This window comes from Brevundimonas fluminis (genome assembly GCF_003934285.1).
Classification (GTDB): domain Bacteria; phylum Pseudomonadota; class Alphaproteobacteria; order Caulobacterales; family Caulobacteraceae; genus Brevundimonas; species Brevundimonas fluminis.
Window position 1 is genome coordinate 318,404 of the sequence record NZ_RQWJ01000004.1, and the last position, 17,641, is coordinate 336,044.

The 17,641-nt window shown below is 70.5% G+C and carries 17 protein-coding genes and 2 tRNA genes; 6 read left to right on the forward strand and 13 right to left on the reverse strand.

All coding sequences use genetic code 11. The features are described from left to right. Positions 1–47 precede the first annotated feature (47 nt). Positions 48–599, reverse strand: a complete 552-nt coding sequence (locus EFJ44_RS10495) for a DUF924 family protein (RefSeq protein ID WP_125257163.1) — start codon at positions 597–599, stop codon at positions 48–50. On the opposite strand from EFJ44_RS10495, the gene ilvC reads away from it, so the two are divergent. Next, positions 598–1,614, forward strand: a complete 1,017-nt coding sequence (ilvC, locus tag EFJ44_RS10500; protein ID WP_125257164.1) for a ketol-acid reductoisomerase — start codon at positions 598–600, stop codon at positions 1,612–1,614. The two genes, EFJ44_RS10495 and ilvC, sit on opposite strands and share 2 nt — an antisense overlap. Here the strand turns inward: ilvC and EFJ44_RS10505 are convergent. The 5 genes from EFJ44_RS10505 to EFJ44_RS10525 form a co-directional block, all read right to left on the reverse strand. Then, complete coding sequence (locus tag EFJ44_RS10505) at positions 1,611–2,177, reverse strand: DUF1993 domain-containing protein (RefSeq protein ID WP_125257165.1); 567 nt, start codon at positions 2,175–2,177, stop codon at positions 1,611–1,613. The two genes, ilvC and EFJ44_RS10505, sit on opposite strands and share 4 nt — an antisense overlap. A 37-nt stretch (positions 2,178–2,214) precedes the next feature. Next, a complete protein-coding gene (locus EFJ44_RS14080; RefSeq protein ID WP_164511902.1) occupies positions 2,215–3,240 on the reverse strand; it encodes an ABC transporter ATP-binding protein in 1,026 nt (341 codons plus the stop codon). Further along, positions 3,237–4,784 (reverse strand): ABC transporter permease, encoded by a 1,548-nt coding sequence (locus EFJ44_RS10515; RefSeq protein ID WP_125257167.1) that lies wholly within the window; start codon positions 4,782–4,784, stop codon positions 3,237–3,239. Before EFJ44_RS10515 ends, EFJ44_RS14080 begins: the two co-directional genes overlap by 4 nt. 56 nt (positions 4,785–4,840) lie before the next feature. Beyond that, positions 4,841–5,899, reverse strand: coding sequence for an extracellular solute-binding protein (locus EFJ44_RS10520; RefSeq protein ID WP_241209760.1), 1,059 nt, complete (start codon positions 5,897–5,899; stop codon positions 4,841–4,843). A gap of 165 nt (positions 5,900–6,064) precedes the next feature. Beyond that, positions 6,065–6,141: transfer RNA gene (locus EFJ44_RS10525), tRNA-Pro, on the reverse strand. Positions 6,142–6,316: 175 nt separating this feature from the next. Between EFJ44_RS10525 and EFJ44_RS10530 the strand changes: the two genes are divergently transcribed. The 4 genes from EFJ44_RS10530 (at position 6,317) to EFJ44_RS10545 (ending at position 9,829) form a co-directional block, all read left to right on the forward strand. Continuing rightward, positions 6,317–6,390, forward strand: a tRNA-Gln gene (locus EFJ44_RS10530). 84 nt (positions 6,391–6,474) lie between these two features. Beyond that, complete coding sequence (locus EFJ44_RS10535; protein WP_125257169.1) at positions 6,475–6,972, forward strand: M48 family metalloprotease; 498 nt, start codon at positions 6,475–6,477, stop codon at positions 6,970–6,972. Positions 6,973–7,058: 86 nt separating this feature from the next. Next, complete coding sequence (locus EFJ44_RS10540; RefSeq protein WP_125257170.1) at positions 7,059–9,275, forward strand: S9 family peptidase; 2,217 nt, start codon at positions 7,059–7,061, stop codon at positions 9,273–9,275. Beyond that, the gene (locus EFJ44_RS10545) at positions 9,272–9,829 is read left to right on the forward strand and encodes a GNAT family N-acetyltransferase (RefSeq protein ID WP_125257171.1); all 558 of its coding nucleotides are present in this window, start codon (positions 9,272–9,274) and stop codon (positions 9,827–9,829) included. Before EFJ44_RS10540 ends, EFJ44_RS10545 begins: the two co-directional genes overlap by 4 nt. On the opposite strand, the gene cobS is transcribed toward EFJ44_RS10545, so the two are convergent. The 3 genes from cobS to EFJ44_RS10560 are packed head-to-tail and all read right to left on the reverse strand — an operon-like array spanning position 9,826 to position 12,374. Continuing rightward, positions 9,826–10,830, reverse strand: coding sequence for a cobaltochelatase subunit CobS (cobS, locus tag EFJ44_RS10550; RefSeq protein ID WP_125257172.1), 1,005 nt, complete (start codon positions 10,828–10,830; stop codon positions 9,826–9,828). The genes EFJ44_RS10545 and cobS overlap by 4 nt on opposite strands. 9 nt (positions 10,831–10,839) lie before the next feature. Next, entirely contained in the window at positions 10,840–12,003 is a 1,164-nt protein-coding gene (locus EFJ44_RS10555) for an FAD-dependent oxidoreductase (RefSeq protein WP_338142291.1), read from the reverse strand. Further along, positions 11,946–12,374 (reverse strand): organic hydroperoxide resistance protein, encoded by a 429-nt coding sequence (locus EFJ44_RS10560; protein ID WP_125257174.1) that lies wholly within the window; start codon positions 12,372–12,374, stop codon positions 11,946–11,948. Before EFJ44_RS10560 ends, EFJ44_RS10555 begins: the two co-directional genes overlap by 58 nt. A gap of 155 nt (positions 12,375–12,529) precedes the next feature. Here EFJ44_RS10560 and EFJ44_RS10565 point away from each other — a divergent pair, with 155 nt between their 5' ends. Further along, a complete protein-coding gene (locus EFJ44_RS10565; RefSeq protein ID WP_125257175.1) occupies positions 12,530–12,721 on the forward strand; it encodes a hypothetical protein in 192 nt (63 codons plus the stop codon). 4 nt (positions 12,722–12,725) lie between these two features. On the opposite strand, the gene topA is transcribed toward EFJ44_RS10565, so the two are convergent. The 4 genes from topA to EFJ44_RS10585 form a co-directional block, all read right to left on the reverse strand. Continuing rightward, positions 12,726–15,338 (reverse strand): type I DNA topoisomerase, encoded by a 2,613-nt coding sequence (gene topA, locus EFJ44_RS10570; RefSeq protein WP_125257176.1) that lies wholly within the window; start codon positions 15,336–15,338, stop codon positions 12,726–12,728. 80 nt (positions 15,339–15,418) lie between these two features. Then, the gene (gene dprA, locus EFJ44_RS10575) at positions 15,419–16,489 is read right to left on the reverse strand and encodes a DNA-processing protein DprA (protein ID WP_125257177.1); all 1,071 of its coding nucleotides are present in this window, start codon (positions 16,487–16,489) and stop codon (positions 15,419–15,421) included. Continuing rightward, the gene (plsY, locus tag EFJ44_RS10580; RefSeq protein ID WP_125257178.1) at positions 16,486–17,133 is read right to left on the reverse strand and encodes a glycerol-3-phosphate 1-O-acyltransferase PlsY; all 648 of its coding nucleotides are present in this window, start codon (positions 17,131–17,133) and stop codon (positions 16,486–16,488) included. Before plsY ends, dprA begins: the two co-directional genes overlap by 4 nt. An 85-nt stretch (positions 17,134–17,218) precedes the next feature. Continuing rightward, the gene (locus tag EFJ44_RS10585) at positions 17,219–17,614 is read right to left on the reverse strand and encodes a DoxX family protein (protein ID WP_125257179.1); all 396 of its coding nucleotides are present in this window, start codon (positions 17,612–17,614) and stop codon (positions 17,219–17,221) included. Between the last annotated feature and the right edge of the window lie 27 nt (positions 17,615–17,641).

The window sequence follows — 17,641 nt, forward strand, 5'->3', positions numbered from 1 at the left end:
CGATTCGCGGCGAGCCGAATCGACCGGCGGCCGGTCCAGGTTGTGGATCAGCCTGTGAACCCATCCGCCTCCAGAAACGCCGCCTCTTCCGCCGTCGTCTCGCGGCCGAGCGCGGCGTTGCGGTGGGGAAAGCGGCCGAAGCGGGCGACGACGCCGTGGTGATGCTCGGCCCAGCGGTCGTCGGGCTTCCGGTCCATGCGGGTCTGGAACAGCTCCACCTGACGGTCCTGATCGGCCATGTCCTCGGAGTGCTGCAGCGGCAGATAGAAGAAGCGCCGGACGTCGCCTTCGATCTCCAGATCGTGGCCGGCGTCCAAGGCCCGTCGCGCGAACATGCGGGCCAGCGGATCGGTGGCGAAGGCGTGGCCGGTGTCGCGGAACGCGTTCCTCGGGAACTGGTCCAGCAGGATCAGCAGGGCCAGCGACCCCTCGGCGGTCTCGGCCCACCCGTCCAGCTCGCGCCGGGCGGCGGCGACGTGGGCGTCGTGGAAGCGGCGGCGGAACAGGGCGTCGAAGGCGTCGTCCTTGGCGAACCATTTCTGCGGCCCGGCCTCTTTCCAGAAGGCGACGACGTCGGAAGGCGATATGTCTTGGGTCATGTCCGAGAACCTAAGCACGCCCCTACCCGTCTTCCATGACCGCGACTGCGATCTCTCGATCATCCGGGGCAAGCGCGTCGCCGTGGTCGGCTACGGCAGTCAGGGGCGGACCCATGCGCTGAACCTGCGCGACTCCGGCGTGGCGGACGTCGTCGTGGGGCTTAAGGCCGGGTCTGCGACGCGGGCGAAGGCCGAGGCGGACGGATTCACGGTCATGACGGCCGGAGCGGCGACGGCCGGCGCCGACGTCGTCGCCGTGATGGTGTCGGACGAGGCGCATCGCGACCTGTGGCGGAACGAGTTGGCCCCGGCCATGAAGCCGGGCGCCGCGCTGGTGTTCGCGCACGGTCTGTCGGTGCGGTTCGGCCTGGTCGAGCCTCGGCCGGATCTGGACGTCGTCCTCGCCTCGCCCAAGGGCATCGGGCCGCGCATCCGGGATCTCTACGAGGCGGGCGAGGGGGTCTTCTGCCTGTTCGGCGTCCATCAGGACGCAACGGGCGGCGCGCACGCCCTGGGCCTGTCCTATGCGGCGGCGCTGGGCTGCGGCCGCAAGGGCATTCTGCAGACGACCTTCCGTGACGAGTGCGAGAGCGACCTGTTCGGCGAGCAGGTGGTGCTGTGCGGCGGTGTGGCCGAGCTGATCGACGCGGCGTTCAACAAGCTGGTCGACGCCGGCTATCCGCCCGAGGTGGCGTGGTTCGAGTGCTTCTATGAGGTCAAGCTGGTCACCGACCTGATGTTCGACCTCGGCGTCGCCGGGGCGTTCGGGAAGATCAGCAACACGGCCGAGTACGGAGCCTACCTGACCGGACCCCGCGTCGTCGGCGAGCCGTCTCGGGCGGCGATGGATGATGTTTTGCAGGAGGTTCAGTCGGGCGACTTCGTGCGTCGTCTGATGCGGGATCATGACGCCGGCTCGCCCGATCTGCTGGCGCGCCGCGCCGCGCTGGGCCGGCGGCGGATCGAGACCGTGGGGGCGCACCTGAAGGCCGTGGCGGACCGCGCGAAGGACTAGGTCGCCCCGACCCGCAGCTCGCCTTCGTAGTCCCCCTTGCCGATCGGCACGCCGCGCGTCCGCAGGATCGCGTAGGCGGTCACCACGTGGAAGTAGAAGTTCGGCAGGGCGTAGCTGAGCAGATAGGTCTCAGGCGTCAGAAGAAAGGTTCGCGGAGCCCAGGCCGAGCGGTGAGCGTTCCCGGGGTCGGTCGGACGGTGGATGTCGATTTCGAAGCTCCGGCCCGCCCAGCCGTTCACCTCCGCGGGGGCGAGGGCCTCCAGCTCCGTGATCGCCGTGTCGACGAGGGCCTGAAGATCGGCGAACGGCATCGGGCCGCGCAGGGGCGGCGGGTCGAAGACGCCGGTCCGCGCGGCCTCCATCCCCCAGACGGCGTGGTGCCTGAGGGCCTCGATCTGGAAGTGCAGGGGCGCCATGTCGTCGATCAGCCGCGCCACGACGAAGTCGTCGGCGTCCGCCTCCGTTTCCGCACAACGGCGCGCGGCCCGCGCCAGCACGTTGCGAAGGGCCCGGAGCGTCTGCAGGAAGGTCGGAACGCTGAGGTCGTAGAGCGACGTCGCCATCGCCCCATCTGGGGTCGCCGGCGACGGGCGGTCAACGTCAATCCGGAACCACGGTCGCCTTCGACAGGTCGGCACGTATCCTCACGACGTCGCCGGGGCGCGCGCTCGCCCCGGGGACGTGCAGATGGACGCGGTCGTCGCCGAGGCGGGCGCCGACCTCGCTGAAATGCCCACCGAACCGGGTCGTCTCGATCGTGGTCTCCAGCCCTTCGCCGCCAGGTCTCAGATACTGCGGCCGGATCAGCAGGGCGGCGGGTCCGTCGGGCAGGCCGGGCGCCGGCACCTGTCCCAGCGGCGTCCGCGCCACGCCGCCCGCGACGTGGGCGGGCAGACGGTTGACCTCGCCCAGCAGACGCGCCGCCGCCGTCGAGGCCGGGCGGGCCCAGCACTCCTGCGGATCGCCCGACTGGATCACCCGGCCGCCGTCCATCAGCACCAGATCGTCGGCCATCATCAGGGCCTCGCCCGCGTCGTGGGTGACCAGCAGAACGGCGGCCCCGGCGGCTTTCAGCGTTTCCAGCAGGCCCTCGCGGACCTCCGACTTGAGATGGGCGTCGAGGCCCGAGAAGGGCTCGTCCAGCAGCACGGTGTGGGGCTCCCGGACCAGCGTGCGGGCGAGGGCCACCCGCTGCTGTTCGCCGCCCGACAGGGAATGAGGCCAGGACTTCGCCCGATCGTTCAGCCTGACGTCGGTCAGCGCCTTCAGCACCCGCGCCTTGCGTTCCGCGGCAGGAAGACCTCGAAGGCCGAAGCCGACGTTGTCCCCCACGGACAGGTGCGGGAACAGGGCATAGTCCTGAAACACGAGTCCCACGTCGCGGGCTTCTGGCGGCACGGTGCGGCCGGGGGCCGAAAGCACCTGGTCGCCGGCACGGATTTCACCGGCGTCGACCGGCTCCAGTCCGGCGATAAGGCGCAGCAGGGTGCTCTTGCCCGAGCCCGAAGGTCCCAGCAGGCATGTTATGCGTCCCGCGCGCAGGTCGAGCCCGGCGTCCTGCACCGCCGCCGTGGCGCCGTAGCGGCGCGCCACGCCGCGCACGGTGATGGTGGAGGTCTCGGTCATTCGCTTCCCGGTCGGGCGTGTGCGGCCTTGCGGCTCAGCCATATGACGGGCGGCAGGGCCAGCGCCACAAGGATCAGCGACGGCCAGCCCGCATTCGCCAGCCGCTCGTCCCGCGCATAGTTGTCGGCGATGACGGCCAGGGTGTCGAAGTTGAACGGGCGCAGGATCAGCGTCGCCGGCAGTTCCTTCAGCACGTCGACCAGCACCACGATGGCGGCGGTGAACAGGGCCGGGGCCGCGATGGGGAGTTGAACGCGCCAGGCGGCCGCGCCTTCGCTCGCGCCGAGCCCTCGCGCGGCGTGGATCATCGACGGGGTGACGCGCGACAGGCCGGCGTCGACCGGCTCCAGGGCCGCGGCCATCAGGCGCGCGGCATAGGCGTAGAGCAGCAGGGCCAGTCCGGCCACCACATTGGCCGAGCCGCCGGGCACGACGCTCCAGATCCAGGCGGCGGGCAGCAACAGACCGATGGCCATCACCGCGCCGGGCGTGGCGTAGCCGATGCTGGCGACCCGCGCGGTCAGGGGAAGGCTGCGCGCCGCGAGGGCCAGGGCGGTGGCCAGCGCCACGGTCACGACGGCGCCGCCGACGCCGAGGGTCACGGTGTTGCGCGCCGCCGAGATCAGGCGCGGCCAGTCCGGCTGAACGTCGATCGAAGACCAGGCCAGCCAGCCAGCCGGCAGGAGCAGGCCCAGCGTCAGCAGAAGCAGGCAATAGGCGAAGGCGAGCCATGCCTTCGAGCCCGTCAGAGCGGTGACCGGCAGGGGCCGCCATTTCGCGCCGGGCGAGCCGTAGGCGCGGCGGCGTCGACCGGCGCGCTCGATCCACAGCAGCAACGCCGCGGCGCCGAGGAGGGGCAGGGCGAACTGGGCGGCCGAGGCCAGCGAGCCGTAGACGAACCACGCCCGCACCACGCCCGTCGTCAGGGTCTGGACGCTGAGGAACTGGACGGCGCCGTAGTCGGCGAGGGTCTCCATCACCGCCAGCGCCACGCCGGCCGCCAACGCCGGACGCGCCATGGGCAGGGCGACCGACAGGAAGGCACGACGGGGCGAGGCGCCCAGGCTCCGCGCCGCCTCCAGCGCATGCACCGGCAGGTTCGTGAAGGCGGCCCGCATGGCGAGATAGACGTAGGGGAAGAAGGCGAAGCCCAGGATGAAGCCCGCGCCCCACAGACTGCGCATCTGGAACGGCAGGGCGACACCGGCGGCGGCCCTCAGCCAGGAGTTGAGCTCGCCCGCCACGTCGAACAGGTCGGCATAGGCATAGGCGACGGCGAAGGCCGGCATGGCGAAGGGCAGCGCCAACGCCCACTCGAAGGCCCCCCGGCCCGGAAAGCGATGCATGACCACGAGCCAGGCCGCGATCGAGCCCAGAACCCCGGTGACCGCCGCGACGATCCCGGCGAGGGCGACCGAGGTCAGGGCGTAACGCGTCAGGTCCGTCGCCGCGATGTCGGCGGTCGCGCCGGACAGGGCCGCGGCGACGACGCCGATCAGGGGCAGGACGGCGACCAGCGCCGCCAGCACGCCGATCAGGCGCAACGGCGACGGCCCTCGCCGCGAAGCGAGGGCCGTGCCGGGTTCCGAAACGGTGGGGCTCAGCGCCACCCGGCCGCGGACATGATCGACTGGGCCTCGGCCTGACGGCGGCCATAGACCGAGACGTTCATCGGATTGGCGGTGAAGCTCTCGAACTCGCGCACGCCCGCCGGGGCCTGGACGCCGACGGCCGCGGGGAATTCGTTGTTCTGCTCGGAGTTCAGGACCTGGGCTTCGGGCGAGGCCAGAAACTCCAGGAAGGCGATGGCCTCGGCGCGGTGCGGCGCGTTCCTGGCCACGCCGCCGCCCGACACGTTCACGTGGGCGCCCTGACCGTTCAGCGACGGGAAGCCCAGCTTGACCTTGTCCGTCAGGGCCACGTCGGCGGGATCGGTCGAGCGGTCCATGCGGATGAAGTAGTAGCTGTTGGTGATGGCGACCTCGCAAACGCCGGCGCCGACGGCGCGGATCTGGTCGCGGTCGCCGCCCTCGGGCGGGCGCGCCATGTTGGCGACGACGCCCTCGACCCAGGCCTTCGTCTTCTCCGGTCCCCACGCTTCCAGCAGGGCGCCGACCAAAGACAGGTTGTAGACGCTGTCCGAAGACCGGACGCACAGCTTGCCGCGGAAGCGCGGCGAGGCCAGCTCCTCGTAGGTGTCGACCTCTTCCGGACGCACCTTGGTGGAGTCGTAGGCGACGACGCGGGCGCGTCGGCTGGTGCCGAAGAAATGGCCTTCAGGCTCGCGCAGGGCGGCGGGGATGGCCGAGGTCAGGACCTCCGACGTGATCGGCTGCAGCAAACCCGCGTCTTGGGCGCGCCACAGGGCACCCGCGTCGGCGGTGATGAAGACGTCGGCGGGGCTCGCCGCTCCCTCCGCCTGCATGCGCGCGATCAGCTGGTCCGGATTGCCCTCGATGCGGTTGACGCGGATGCCCGTCGCCTTCTCGAAGGCGGCGTAGACCTGCAGATCCCCGTCGTAGTGCCGCGCCGTATAGAGGTTCAGGACGCGCTCGCCCGAGGCGCCGTCCTTCTTCGCCGCGTCCGACTGGTCGCCGCAGGCGGCCAGCGGCAGGGCGAGGGCGGCCATGCAGGCCATCAGGGTCCGACGCAGCGTCATGGGCATCTCCTTTGCTGACGATCGACTAGGGCTTTTGCGAATTGATCGCAAGAGATGATCGCAAAGGTGCGGCCGCGCGAACGGCGGGGCGACCGAAGATGATTCTCGGGAAATCCGCCCCCAAGACAGCGCGGCGCCGCGCGCCGGGCGATGGGGCGGGAAAGATGGTCGGAGTGGCAGGATTCGAACCTGCGACCCCTGCGTCCCGAACGCAGTGCTCTACCAGACTGAGCCACACTCCGACTTGGAGGCGGGCTTATAGCGACGCCCCCCAAGGCCCGCAAGCGACCTTTCGGCCCGTTTTGGAGTTTGTTCGCGGCGGTCCGAAAAAGATGCGCCCGGCGCCCTGTTGCATCCGAAAAAGGCTTGGCGTATCTCACCGCCTCCCCGCCGCGAGGCGGGTTGCGCCGGACCTGCTGGGGAATGGTGTAATGGTAACACTCCGGTTTTTGGTACCGTCATTCTAGGTTCGAGTCCTAGTTCCCCAGCCATCCGCCTTTCCCCTCCGTCAGAAGTCGTGGGTTGAGCGCGCCGGGCGCGCGTGGCCTGCTGCGCGCAACGGAGGAGGCCCTGCCATGTCGTTCCGGAGACTCTGCGTAGGCGCGCTCTCGGCGGCCCTGGCGCTCTCCGCGCCCGTCGCATCCGCCCGCGCCCAGGACGGAGGCATGTGGCAGGTCAACGTCGCGGGGGTGCCGCTGTCCTGTGTGGACCACTACGGCACGCCGGTCCGCATCTACGTGACCAACGGCCTGAACAACGTGGGGATAGCCGCACGCACGCAGCAGGGCCAGCCCATCGTCGTCCTGAACCCCGACGTCTTCGCCCGGTTCAGCCCCACGGTGCAGGTCTGGTGGTTCGCCCATGAGTGCGGGCACCACGCGCTGGGGCCGTACAATTCCGAAACCAACGCCGACTGCTGGGGCGTGAAGGTGATGCGGCAACAGGGCCTGCTGCATTCCTACTGGCAACTGGACCAGTTCGCACGGGAACTGGCCAGCCTGCCGGGTTCGCCCGTCGGCCATCTGCCCGGACCGGCCCGGGCCCGGAACATCGCCAACTGCGCCCTGACCTGAGCGGCGACGCGGCTTTCCCTTTCTTCATTTGACGGCGTCGCTTGCCGGGCGGAAACCAGAGGCCACATCCTCGGGGGACTTCCGTCATGAACCGCCGCGACCTGATCGCTTCCACCGCCGCCGCCGCCGGCCTCGCCGTCGCGGGGCCCGTCCTGTCACGCCCGTCCGGAGCGCAGATGCCCACTCCTCCCGTCGCCAAGAAGATCCCCGTCACCATCGAGCAGCTGGGGCGGACCCGGGTGGACGAGTACCAGTGGATGAAGGACGACAACTGGCAGGCGGTGCTGCGCGATCCGACCCTCATCAAGGCGGACGTGAAGGAGAATCTGGTCGCCGAGAACGCCTATCGCGAAGCCATGATGGCCTCGACCGTGCCCCTGCAGACCCAGATGTTCGAGGAGATGAAGGGGCGGATCAAGCAGGACGATTCGTCCGTGCCGAACGCCGACGGCCCGTGGGAGTACTTCACCGAATTCCGCACCGGCGAGCAGCATCCCCGCTACATGCGCGTCGAGCGCCAGGGCACGTGGACGCAGGACGGGCAGATCGTGACGAGGAATTTCGTCCAGGCACCCACGCCGCAGCTGCTGCTGGACGCCAACGTGCTGGCCGAGGGCAAGGCCTATTCGGACGTGGGGCAGGCGTCGCACAGCCCGGACCACGCCCTGTTCGCCTATTCCGAGGACGCGCAGGGATCCGAGGTCTACCGCATCTACGTCAAGGATCTGGCGACCGGTGAGCTGGTCGGAGCGCCCATCGAATCGGCGACCGGCGGCTTCACCTTCTCCCCCGACAGCCGGTGGATCTTCTGGACCAACCGCAATGACAACGGCCGCCCGGACAAGATCTTCCGTCGCCCGGCACGCGGCGGGGAGACGACGTTGGTCTATGAGGAAGAGGACGAGGGCATGTTCATCGGCGTCGGGCGCACGTCCGACGACCGCTTCCTGATCGTCGGCATCCAGAACCAGGAGACCTCCGAAAGCCGCTTCATCCCCGGCGACGACCCGACGGCCGCGCCGCGGGTGATCGAGCCGCGCGTCGAGGCACGCAAGTACGACGCCGACCACTGGGGCGACCGCTGGATCATCCACACCAACGCCGACGGCGCGCAGGACTTCAAGGTCTGCGAGGCGCCGACCGACGCGCCGGGCAAGGCCAACTGGAAGGACCTGATCCCGCATGCGCCGGGCCGCTACGTCGAGGGCGTCGCGCTGGTGAAGGACTTCATCGCCCGTCAGGAGCGAGCCGACGCCAACACGCGCATCGTCATCCGCGATCGCGCCGGGGCCGAGCACGAGATCGCCGTGGACGAACCCGCCTATGCCCTGAACCTGGGCGGCGCGTCGGAGTTCGAGACCACGGTCATGCGCTACGGCTACAACTCGCCCTCCACGCCGACCTCGACCTACGACTACGATCTGAAGACCCGCGAGCGGACCCTGCGCAAGGTGCAGGAAATCCCGTCGGGCCACGATCCGGCGAACTACGTCGTCGAGCGGGTCAACGCCCCGGCGCCCGACGGCGAGCTGGTGCCGGTCACCATCCTGCGCCGCAAGGACACGCGGGTGAACGGCACGGCGCCGCTGCTGCTGTACGGCTACGGCAGCTACGGCATCCCCATGGCGGCCAGCTTCTCCACCAACCGGCTGAGCCTGGTCGACCGCGGCTGGATCTACGCCATCGCCCACATCCGCGGCGGATCGGACAAGGGCTGGGGCTGGTTCCTGGCGGCGCGCCGGATGACCAAGAAGAACACCTTCACCGACTTCATCGCGGCCGCCGAGCATCTGATCTCGACCGGCCACGGCAAGGCGGGAAACATCGTGGCGCACGGCGGCTCTGCCGGCGGCATGCTCATGGGGGCGGTCAACAACATGCGGCCCGATCTGTGGGCCGGCGTTATCGGCGACGTGCCCTTCGTCGACGTGATCAACACCATGTCCGACACGTCGCTTCCGCTGACTCCGCCGGAATGGCCCGAATGGGGCAATCCGATCGAGGACCCCGAGGCCTACGACTACATGTTCAGCTACAGCCCGTACGACCAGGTGAAGGCCCAGGCATATCCGGCCGTGCTGGCCACCGGCGGCCTGTCCGACCCGCGCGTGACCTACTGGGAGCCCCAGAAGTGGGTGGCCCGTCTGCGCCCGGCCACGACGTCCGGCAAGCCCGTGCTGCTGAAGATCAACATGGAAGCCGGCCACGCGGGTTCTTCGGGCCGGTTCGACTATCTGAAGGAAGTCGCCCTGGTCTACGCCTTCGCCATCTGGTCGGTGGAGAAGGGGTGGGAGGCGGCGTGAGCCCCACGGTCAGGCCCGCCGCGCCCGCCGATATGGGCGCGGTGGCCCGGCTGTACGGGCGCGAAGTCGCCGGCGGCACGGCCAGCTTCGAACTGGAGCCGCCGACGCCGGCCGAGATGACGGCGCGCTTTCTGGCCGTGCGCGACAAGGACCTGCCGTGGCTGGTGGCCGAGATCGACGGCGCCTTCGCCGGCTACGCCTATCTGTCGCCGTTCCGCCCGCGCGCGGCCTATCGCTACGGCGTGGAGGTCTCTGTCTATGTCGAGGAGGCGGCGCGGGGCCGGGGCGTGGCCCGCGCCCTGATGACCGCCCTGATCGACGCGGCGCGCGACAGGGGGCTGCGCCACGTCATCGCCGCCATCAGCCAGTCGGCCACCAGCGACGCCTCCATCGCCCTGCACCGGTCGCTGGGGTTCGACACCGCCGGCGTCTACCGCCAGGTCGGCTGGAAGCACGACCGCTGGCTGGACGTCACGCTGATGCAGCTGGACCTGTCGCCGGACGGCGCGCCGCCGACGGCGGAGGGGCTGAGGCTGGGGGGCGGGCTGGCCTAACCCACCTTCACCCGCGTCGCCGCCTCCGGCAGATCTTCCCCGAAGGCGCGCTGGTAGAACTCCGCGATGGTCGGGCGTTCCAGTTCGTCGCACTTGTTCAGGAAGGTCAGGCGGAAGCTGAGGCCAAGGTCGCCGCCGAAAATCTCGGCGTTCTGGGCCCAGGTGATGACCGTGCGCGGCGACATGACGGTGGAGATGTCGCCGTTCATGAAGGCGTTGCGGGTCATGTCGGCGACGCGGACCATGGCGGCGATTCGGCGACGGCCCTCGGCGTCCTGCCAGGCCGGGACCTTGGCGGCCACGATCTCGGCCTCCACGTCGTGGTCGAGGTAGTTCAGCGTGGTGACGATGGACCAGCGGTCCAGCTGGGCCTGATTGATCTGCTGGGCCCCGTGATACAGGCCCGTGGTGTCGCCGAGGCCCACGGTGTTGGACGTGGCGAACAGACGGAACCAGGGATTCGGCCGGATCACCCGGTTCTGGTCCAGCAGGGTCAGTCGGCCCGACGCCTCCAGCACGCGCTGGATGACGAACATCACGTCCGGACGGCCGGCGTCGTACTCGTCGAACACCAGGGCGACGGGGCGCTGCAGCGACCAGGGCAGCAGGCCCTCGCGGAACTCGGTGACCTGTTTGCCGTCCTTCAGGACGATGGCGTCCTTGCCGATCAGGTCGATCCGGCTGACGTGGCTGTCCAGGTTGATGCGGATGGTCGGCCAGTTCAGCCGCGCCGCCACCTGCTCGATGTGGGTCGACTTGCCGGTGCCGTGATAGCCCTGGACCATGACGCGGCGGTCGAAGGCGAAGCCGGCGCAGATGCTGAGCGTGGTCTGCGGGTCGAAGCGATAGGCGTCGTCGATGTCCGGGACGTGGCTGTCCTTCACGTCGAAGCACGGCACGGTCATGTCGCTGTCGACGCCGAACGCCTCCCTGACCGTCACCTTGCGGTGCGGTTCCAGCGTCAGCAGGGGATCGGGCGTGGCGTCGAGGGGAGAAGTCATGTCGCGCGCTTAGCGCACCCTCACCGGGTGGTCGAGGCCCATGCCGACGCGCAGGGCGCGGTCGATCACGAAGGGCAGGCGGGCGGCGACCGGCAGCAGCAGGCGCCGCGCCAGGTCGGCCGCAGGCGAGGACGCGCGGATCATGGAGGTGACCGACCGCACTCCGTTCACGACCTTGGCGTCGACCGCATGGCGCAGACGCCCGTAGTCGTCGAGGCGCGCCGGTTCGCCCTTCAGAAAGTCGGCGGCGCAGGCGGCGAAGACGAAGGCGTCCTCGATGCCGAGGTTCATCCCCCGCGCGCCCATCGGCGAGTGGATGTGCGCCGCGTCGCCCCCCAGACAGATGCGGCCGACGTTCAGGCGCTCCGCGACACGGTGCGAAACGCGGAATTCCGAACTCCACCGGACCTCACCGACCCGCCAGTCCGCGGACAGCGCCGACAGGGGATCGGCGCCGAAGGTGATCAGCCGGAACGTGCGGCCGGAGAAGGGCAGGCAGATCAGCGGACCGTCGGGGCGCAGGTCGACCCAGCCCTCGTCGGTCGGCGGGCCCTCCAGATCGACGTCCATCAGCCGCCACGGTTCGGGCCAGGCGTCGCCGGGGAAGTCGAGTCCCAGCGCCTTGCGCACCGTGGAGTGGGCCCCGTCGGCGGCGAACAGGACGGGCGTTCGCGCCGTGCCGCCGTCGGTCAGCGTCGCCGCGACCCCGACCGCATCCTGTTCGATCGTGGCGACGCCCAGGCCGCGTTCGACGGCCACGCCCAGCGTCGCCAGAGCCTCGGCCAGCAGCGCCTCGGTGCGGGCCTGCGGCAGGATGGTCATCGGGCGGTCGGCGCCGAGGCGGGCCCAGTCGGGCGCGAGGGTCGCCAGCGGACGGCCGCGGCGGTTCACCCTCAGTCGTCTGATGGACTGCCCTTCCGCGACGATCCGCGCCGTGACGCCGGTCTCCTCGAGCAGCGACAGGGTGCGCGGATTGACCCCCAGCGCCTTCGAGGTGCGGGTCGGGGCGGGCGCCCCGTCGACGATGCGGACGCGGATTCCCGCGCGGACCAGAAACAGCGCCGCTGCCAGACCCGTGGGCCCGGCCCCGGCGATCAGGACCTGCGGGGCGTCGCTCAGGCCGCCCCCAGCCGCACGTCGACGTTGCCGCGCGTGGCGTTCGAGTAGGGGCAGACCTGGTGCGCCCGGGTGATGAGGTCGTGGATGGCCACAGGGTCGAGGCCGTGGTCGACGACCGTCAGATCGATGTCGAGGTTGAAGCCCTCGCCGTTCGGATTGGGGCCGAAGCCGACGGTGGCGTTGACTTTCGTCTCCGGCGCCACCGGCTTTCCGGCCTTGCCCGCGACCAGCCGCAGGGCCCCGAGGTAGCAGGCGGCGTAGCCCGTGGCGAAGAGCTGTTCCGGATTGGTGCCGTCGCCGCCCTTGCCGCCCATTTCGGGCGGCACCGACAGACGCACGTCGATCTTGCCGTCGTCGGTCGTGGAGCGGCCCTCGTCGCGGCCGCCGCCGCTGGCCGTGGCGTGAGCGCGGTAAAGAACTTCCATGAAATCAGTCCTTCGAGAAAATGTGTTCGTTTCGTCCGGCAGCGTACGTTGGCCTGGGGCAAGTTCGTGTGCTAAGAGTCCGTCCTGCAGTCGGCGGGGTCAACCCTTGGGCGACCGCATTCAGCTCCGACGGGCGCGGGCTCCGGGAGGGCCTCATGGCCACGCAGTGGTTCTGTTACGTGCACATCGGCGAAGAGATGCCGCTGATGATGCCCCTGGACGCCGAGGATCGCGCAGGCGCGATGGCGCTGGCGCAGGGCCTGCTCGTAGAGCGCCCCCAGGCGACCCACGTCGAGGTCTGGGACGGCGACCTGACGGAACGGATCGAGCGCGCCGCCGCGCTCTAGGCCGTCAATCCGCGGCCTTGGCTTTCACCGCCGGCTTTTTCGCGGCCTTTTTCGCCGGAGCCTTCCTGGCGGCCGCCTTCTTCGGCGCCGCCTTGGCCTTGCCCTTGGGCGCGGCCGCCGCACGCGCGGCCAGCAGGGGCAGGGCCGCCTCCAGCGTCATCTCCTCCGGCGCCGTGCCCTTGGGCAGGGTGGCGTTGACCTTGCCCGACTTCACATAGGGACCGAAGCGGCCGGCCATGACGTGGACGGGGTCGCCCGTTTCCGGGTGGACGCCCAGGTCCTTCAGCGGCGTGGTGGCCGCCCCGCGCCCGCGCGCGCCGCCCGCCCGCTTTTCGGCCAACAGCGTCACCGCGCGGTTCAGACCGATGTCGAAAACCTCTTCGATGTCAGAGACGTTCGCATAGGTCCCCGCGTGCAGGATGAAGGGTCCGTAGCGGCCGAGCCCCGCGGAGATCGGCTTCCCGTCCTCCGGGTGCATCCCCACCTCCCGCGGCAGCGACAGCAGGCGCAGCGCCCGCTCCAGATCCAGGCCGGCCGGCGACCAGCCCTTGGGCAGGGACGAACGTTTCGGCTTGTCGCCGTCGCCCGCGGTTTCGACGTAGGGGCCGAAGCGGCCGATCTTGAGATGCACGGGCTGGCCGGTGACCGGATCGACGCCCAGTTCGCGGTCGCCGCCGTCGGCGGAGCCCTCGACCGCGTCGGGAGACGCCACGGGACGGGTGAACTTGCACTCGGGATAGCGCGAGCAGCCGATGAAGGCGCCGAAGCGGCTGGTCTTCAGGCTGAGCTGGCCCTGATGGCACAGGGGGCATTCGCGCGGGTCGGACCCGTCTTCCTTCTGCGGGAAGATGTGCGGCCCCAGCGACTCGTTCAAGGCGTCCAGAATCGCCGTGGTGCGCAGCTCGCCCGCCGCCTGGGTGGCGGCGTGGAAGTCCGTCCAGAACTCGCGCAGCAGCGCCTTCCAGTCCAGATCGCCGGCCGAGACCTCGTCCAGACGCGTCTCCAGCGCGGCGGTGAAGTCGTACTCCACCCACCTGGCGAAGAACTGCTCCAGGAAGGCCGTGACCAGGCGGCCCTTGTCCTCCGGATAGAAGCGATTCTTGTCCATGCGCACGTATTCGCGGTCGCGCAGGGTGGTCAGGATCGAGGCGTAGGTGGAGGGGCGGCCGATGCCCAGCTCTTCAAGTTTCTTGACCAGAGTGGCTTCGGAATAGCGCGGCGGCGGTTCGGTGAAGTGCTGGTCGGCGCGCACGTCCCGCACGGCCGCGATCGCGCCTTCCTTCAGCGCGGGAAGGCGGGCGCCGTCGTCGTCCTCGTCGTCGTCGCCGTCCTTCGGCTTCTCGTCCCGGCCCTCTTCATAGACCGCCATGAAGCCGTCGAACGCCACGACCTGGCCGGTGGCGCGCAGGCCCGTCTGGCCGTCTGCGCTCTCGACCTCCACCACCGTGCGGTCCAGGCGGGCGGCCTCCATCTGGCTGGCGACCATGCGCTTCCAGATCAGCTCGTAAAGCCGCTGAAGGTCACCCTCGAGTCGAAGGCTGTCGGGGTGGCGCGCGATGTTGGTCGGGCGGATGGCCTCGTGGGCCTCCTGGGCGTTCTTGGCCTTGGTCTTGTAATGCCGGGCCTCGGCCGGGACGTAGGCGGGGCCGAAGCGGTCCTTGATCACTTCGCGCGCCTGGGCGATGCCCTCCGGGCTGACCTGGACGCCGTCGGTCCGCATGTAGGTGATCAGGCCGCCCGTGCCGTCGACGCCCTCATAGAGCTTCTGCGCCGCCTGCATGGCGCGCTGGGCGGTGAAGCCGAGCTTGCGCGCCGCCTCCTGCTGCAGGGTCGAGGTGGTGAAGGGCGGCGCTGGGTTGCGCCTGACCGGCTTCTTCTCGATCGACCGGATCGTGAAGGCGCCGGACTGGATGGCGGCGCGGGCGGCGGAGGCCGCGGCCTCGTCCTTCACGTCCAGACGCTGGACGCGCTTGCCGGCGTGCTTGACCAGTCGGGCGACGAACGGCGGGCTGTCGGCGGTGACGTCCGCCTCGATCGACCAGTATTCCTGCGGCTTGAACCGCTCGATCTCCATCTCGCGGTCGACGACGATGCGCAGGGCGACGGACTGCACGCGGCCGGCCGAGCGCGCGCCCGGCAACTTGCGCCAAAGGACCGGCGACAGGGTGAATCCGACCAGATAATCCAGCGCGCGGCGGGCCAGGTAGGCCTCGACCAGCTGCATGTCGAGCTCGCGCGGCGCGGCCATGGCGGCCTGCACGGCGGATCTCGTGATGGCGTTGAAGGTGACGCGCTGGACGGTCTTGTCCTTCAGCGCCTTCTTCTTCGTCAGGACGTCCAGCACGTGCCAGCTGATCGCCTCGCCCTCGCGGTCGGGGTCGGTGGCCAGCACGACGCGGTCGGCGCGCTTGGCGGCCTCGGCGATTTCGGCCAGGCGCCTGGACGCCTTGGCGTCCACCTCCCAGCTCATGGCGAAGTCTTCGTCGGGCTTCACCGAGCCGTCCTTCGAAGGCAGGTCGCGGACATGGCCGTAGGAGGCCAGGACGGTGTAGTCCGAGCCCAGGTAGCCGTTGATGGTCTTGGCCTTTGCGGGGCTCTCGACGATGACGAGATTCATGCGGTCCGGGTCTCGGGAGGGGGCGGGAACGTGGTTCGCCTCGCGCGGCATGTCAAATCGGCGCTTTCGCCGCGCCTCGCTCAGGCGCTGACCAGTCCGCCGGGAAGAAGCGTCGCACGGCCGACGAGGCTGAGTTCCAGCAGAGCCGCGGCCACCGCCCCGGCCGGCGCCCCCACGGCCCGGGCCAGTTCGTCGCGCGGCGCCGGCGTCGGCGAGAGCAGGGCGGCGACCCGTTCGATCAGGGCGTCATCCGGCTCCTGGTAGTCCGGGACGTCGGCCGGCGGCTCGAACAGGGTCCGCAGGGTGGAAAAGGCCCGCTCCACGTCGTCCAGCCCCTCGCACAGGGCGGCCCCGTTGCGGATCAGGTCGTTCGTTCCGCGGGAGCGGGGATCCAACGGGGAGCCCGGCACGGCGAAGACCTCGCGCCCCTGTTCGGCCGCGAGGCGGGCCGTGATCAGCGAACCGGAGCGCAGTTCGGCCTCGACCACCACGACGCCGCGGCACAGGCCGGAGATGATGCGGTTGCGGCGGGGAAAGTCCTGGGCCTGGGCCCGGGCGCCGGGCGGGCGTTCGGACACGACGCAGCCCCGCTCGCCCAGCCGTCGATGCAGGTCGGCGTGCTCGGGCGGATACACGTCGTCGACGCCGCCGCCCAGGACGGCCGCAGTGCCGGTCGCCAGCGCCCCTTCATGCGCCGCGCCGTCGATGCCGCGCGCCAGGCCGGACACCACGGTCCAGCCCGCCTCGCCCAGCTGCGCCGCCAGTCCGCGGGCGATTCGGATGCCGCCCGCCGAGGCGACGCGAGCCCCGACGATCGCGATGCAAGGCCGCGCCAGCAGGGACGGATCGCCCAGGGTCCAGAGCACGGGAGGCGGCGGGTCGACGGCGGCCAGCGCCGTCGGAAAACCCTCTTCTCCGAGAACGATCAGTCGCGCTCCCGCCGCCTCGCCGGCGTCGATCTCCGCCCGGACTCGCGCCGGATCGCACAGGGGCGAGGCCGTGCCGGCCCGGGCGGTCAGGCGCGGCCACGCCTCGACGGCGGCCTCCGCCGAGCGGAACCGGCGAATCAGTTCGCGAAAGGCGACGGGACCGACGCGGTCCGTGCGGGCGAGGCGCAGGCGGGCGAAGCGTTCGCCGGCCGACAGGCTCACGCGGCCTTGGCCCCGATGCGCGGCTCCCGGCCCCTCAGCAGCCGCCCGATGTTGGCCGAGTGGCGGATCCAGATCAGCGTCGCGGTGAAGGCCGCCAGCATCGTGATCGGGGCCGGAGCGGGCAGATTCAGCGCGGGCAGCGGGGCCAGGGACAGCAGGGGCGCAGCGGCCGAGGCGACAAGGGCGGACAGGGACGAGATGCGGAAGAGCAAGGCGACGAGGATCCAGATCACGCCGGCGATCAGGCCCAAAGGCCACCAGGCGGCGATCAGCAGACCGAAGAAGGTGGCGACGCCCTTGCCCCCCTTGAAGCCCAGCCAGACCGGGAAGAGGTGCCCCAGGAAGGCGGCGCCCCCGGCGATCGCCCCGGCGACCTGGCCCGCGTCGCCCGAAATCAGGGCGCGGGCGACCAGCAGGGCCACGGCGCCCTTGCCGGCGTCGAGGATCAGGGTGGCGAAGGCCAGGTCCTTGCGGCCGGTGCGCAGGACGTTCGTCGCGCCGATGTTGCCCGAGCCGATCTTGCGCACGTCCCCGGCGCCCGCGGCGCGGGTGAGCAGGACGCCGAAAGGAATCGAGCCCAGCAGATAGCCCCCGACGGCCAGAAGGCCGAGAGTGGTCAGGGCCGGAACGGCCAGGTCCTGCAACTGATTCGCTCCCGTCGGAAATCCGCGGCCACGATGGCGGCGACGGGCGGCCCAGGCAAGGCCCGCGCCGCCCGTCGGGCCGGCGTCAGGCGCGCTTACGCATGGCCGCGTCGAGGCTCCAGGGTCCCGGACCCGCGGCGCAGATGTACAGGAAGACGAAGCAGTACAGCGCCGCCAGCTCGCCGCCGTTCAGGATGGGGAAGAAGCCGTTGACCCCATGAACCATCCAGTAGGCGACGGCGCAGAAGCCGGCCGCGAGGAACGCCGCCGGACGGGTGAACAGGCCGAGGACCAGAAGCACGCCGAGGATCAGCTCCAGCGGTCCGGACAGCCCGGCCAGGCTCAGACCGGGGGGCGGGACGCCCTCGACGACGGGAAAGCCCAGCACCTTGGCCGTTCCGTGCTGCAGGAACAGCGCGCCCGACATGATGCGCAGGACGCTGAGCAGCTGCGGCTGCCAGGCGGAGAACCGGTCGAACATTCAAACCTCCCTCTCGATGAGAGTCGG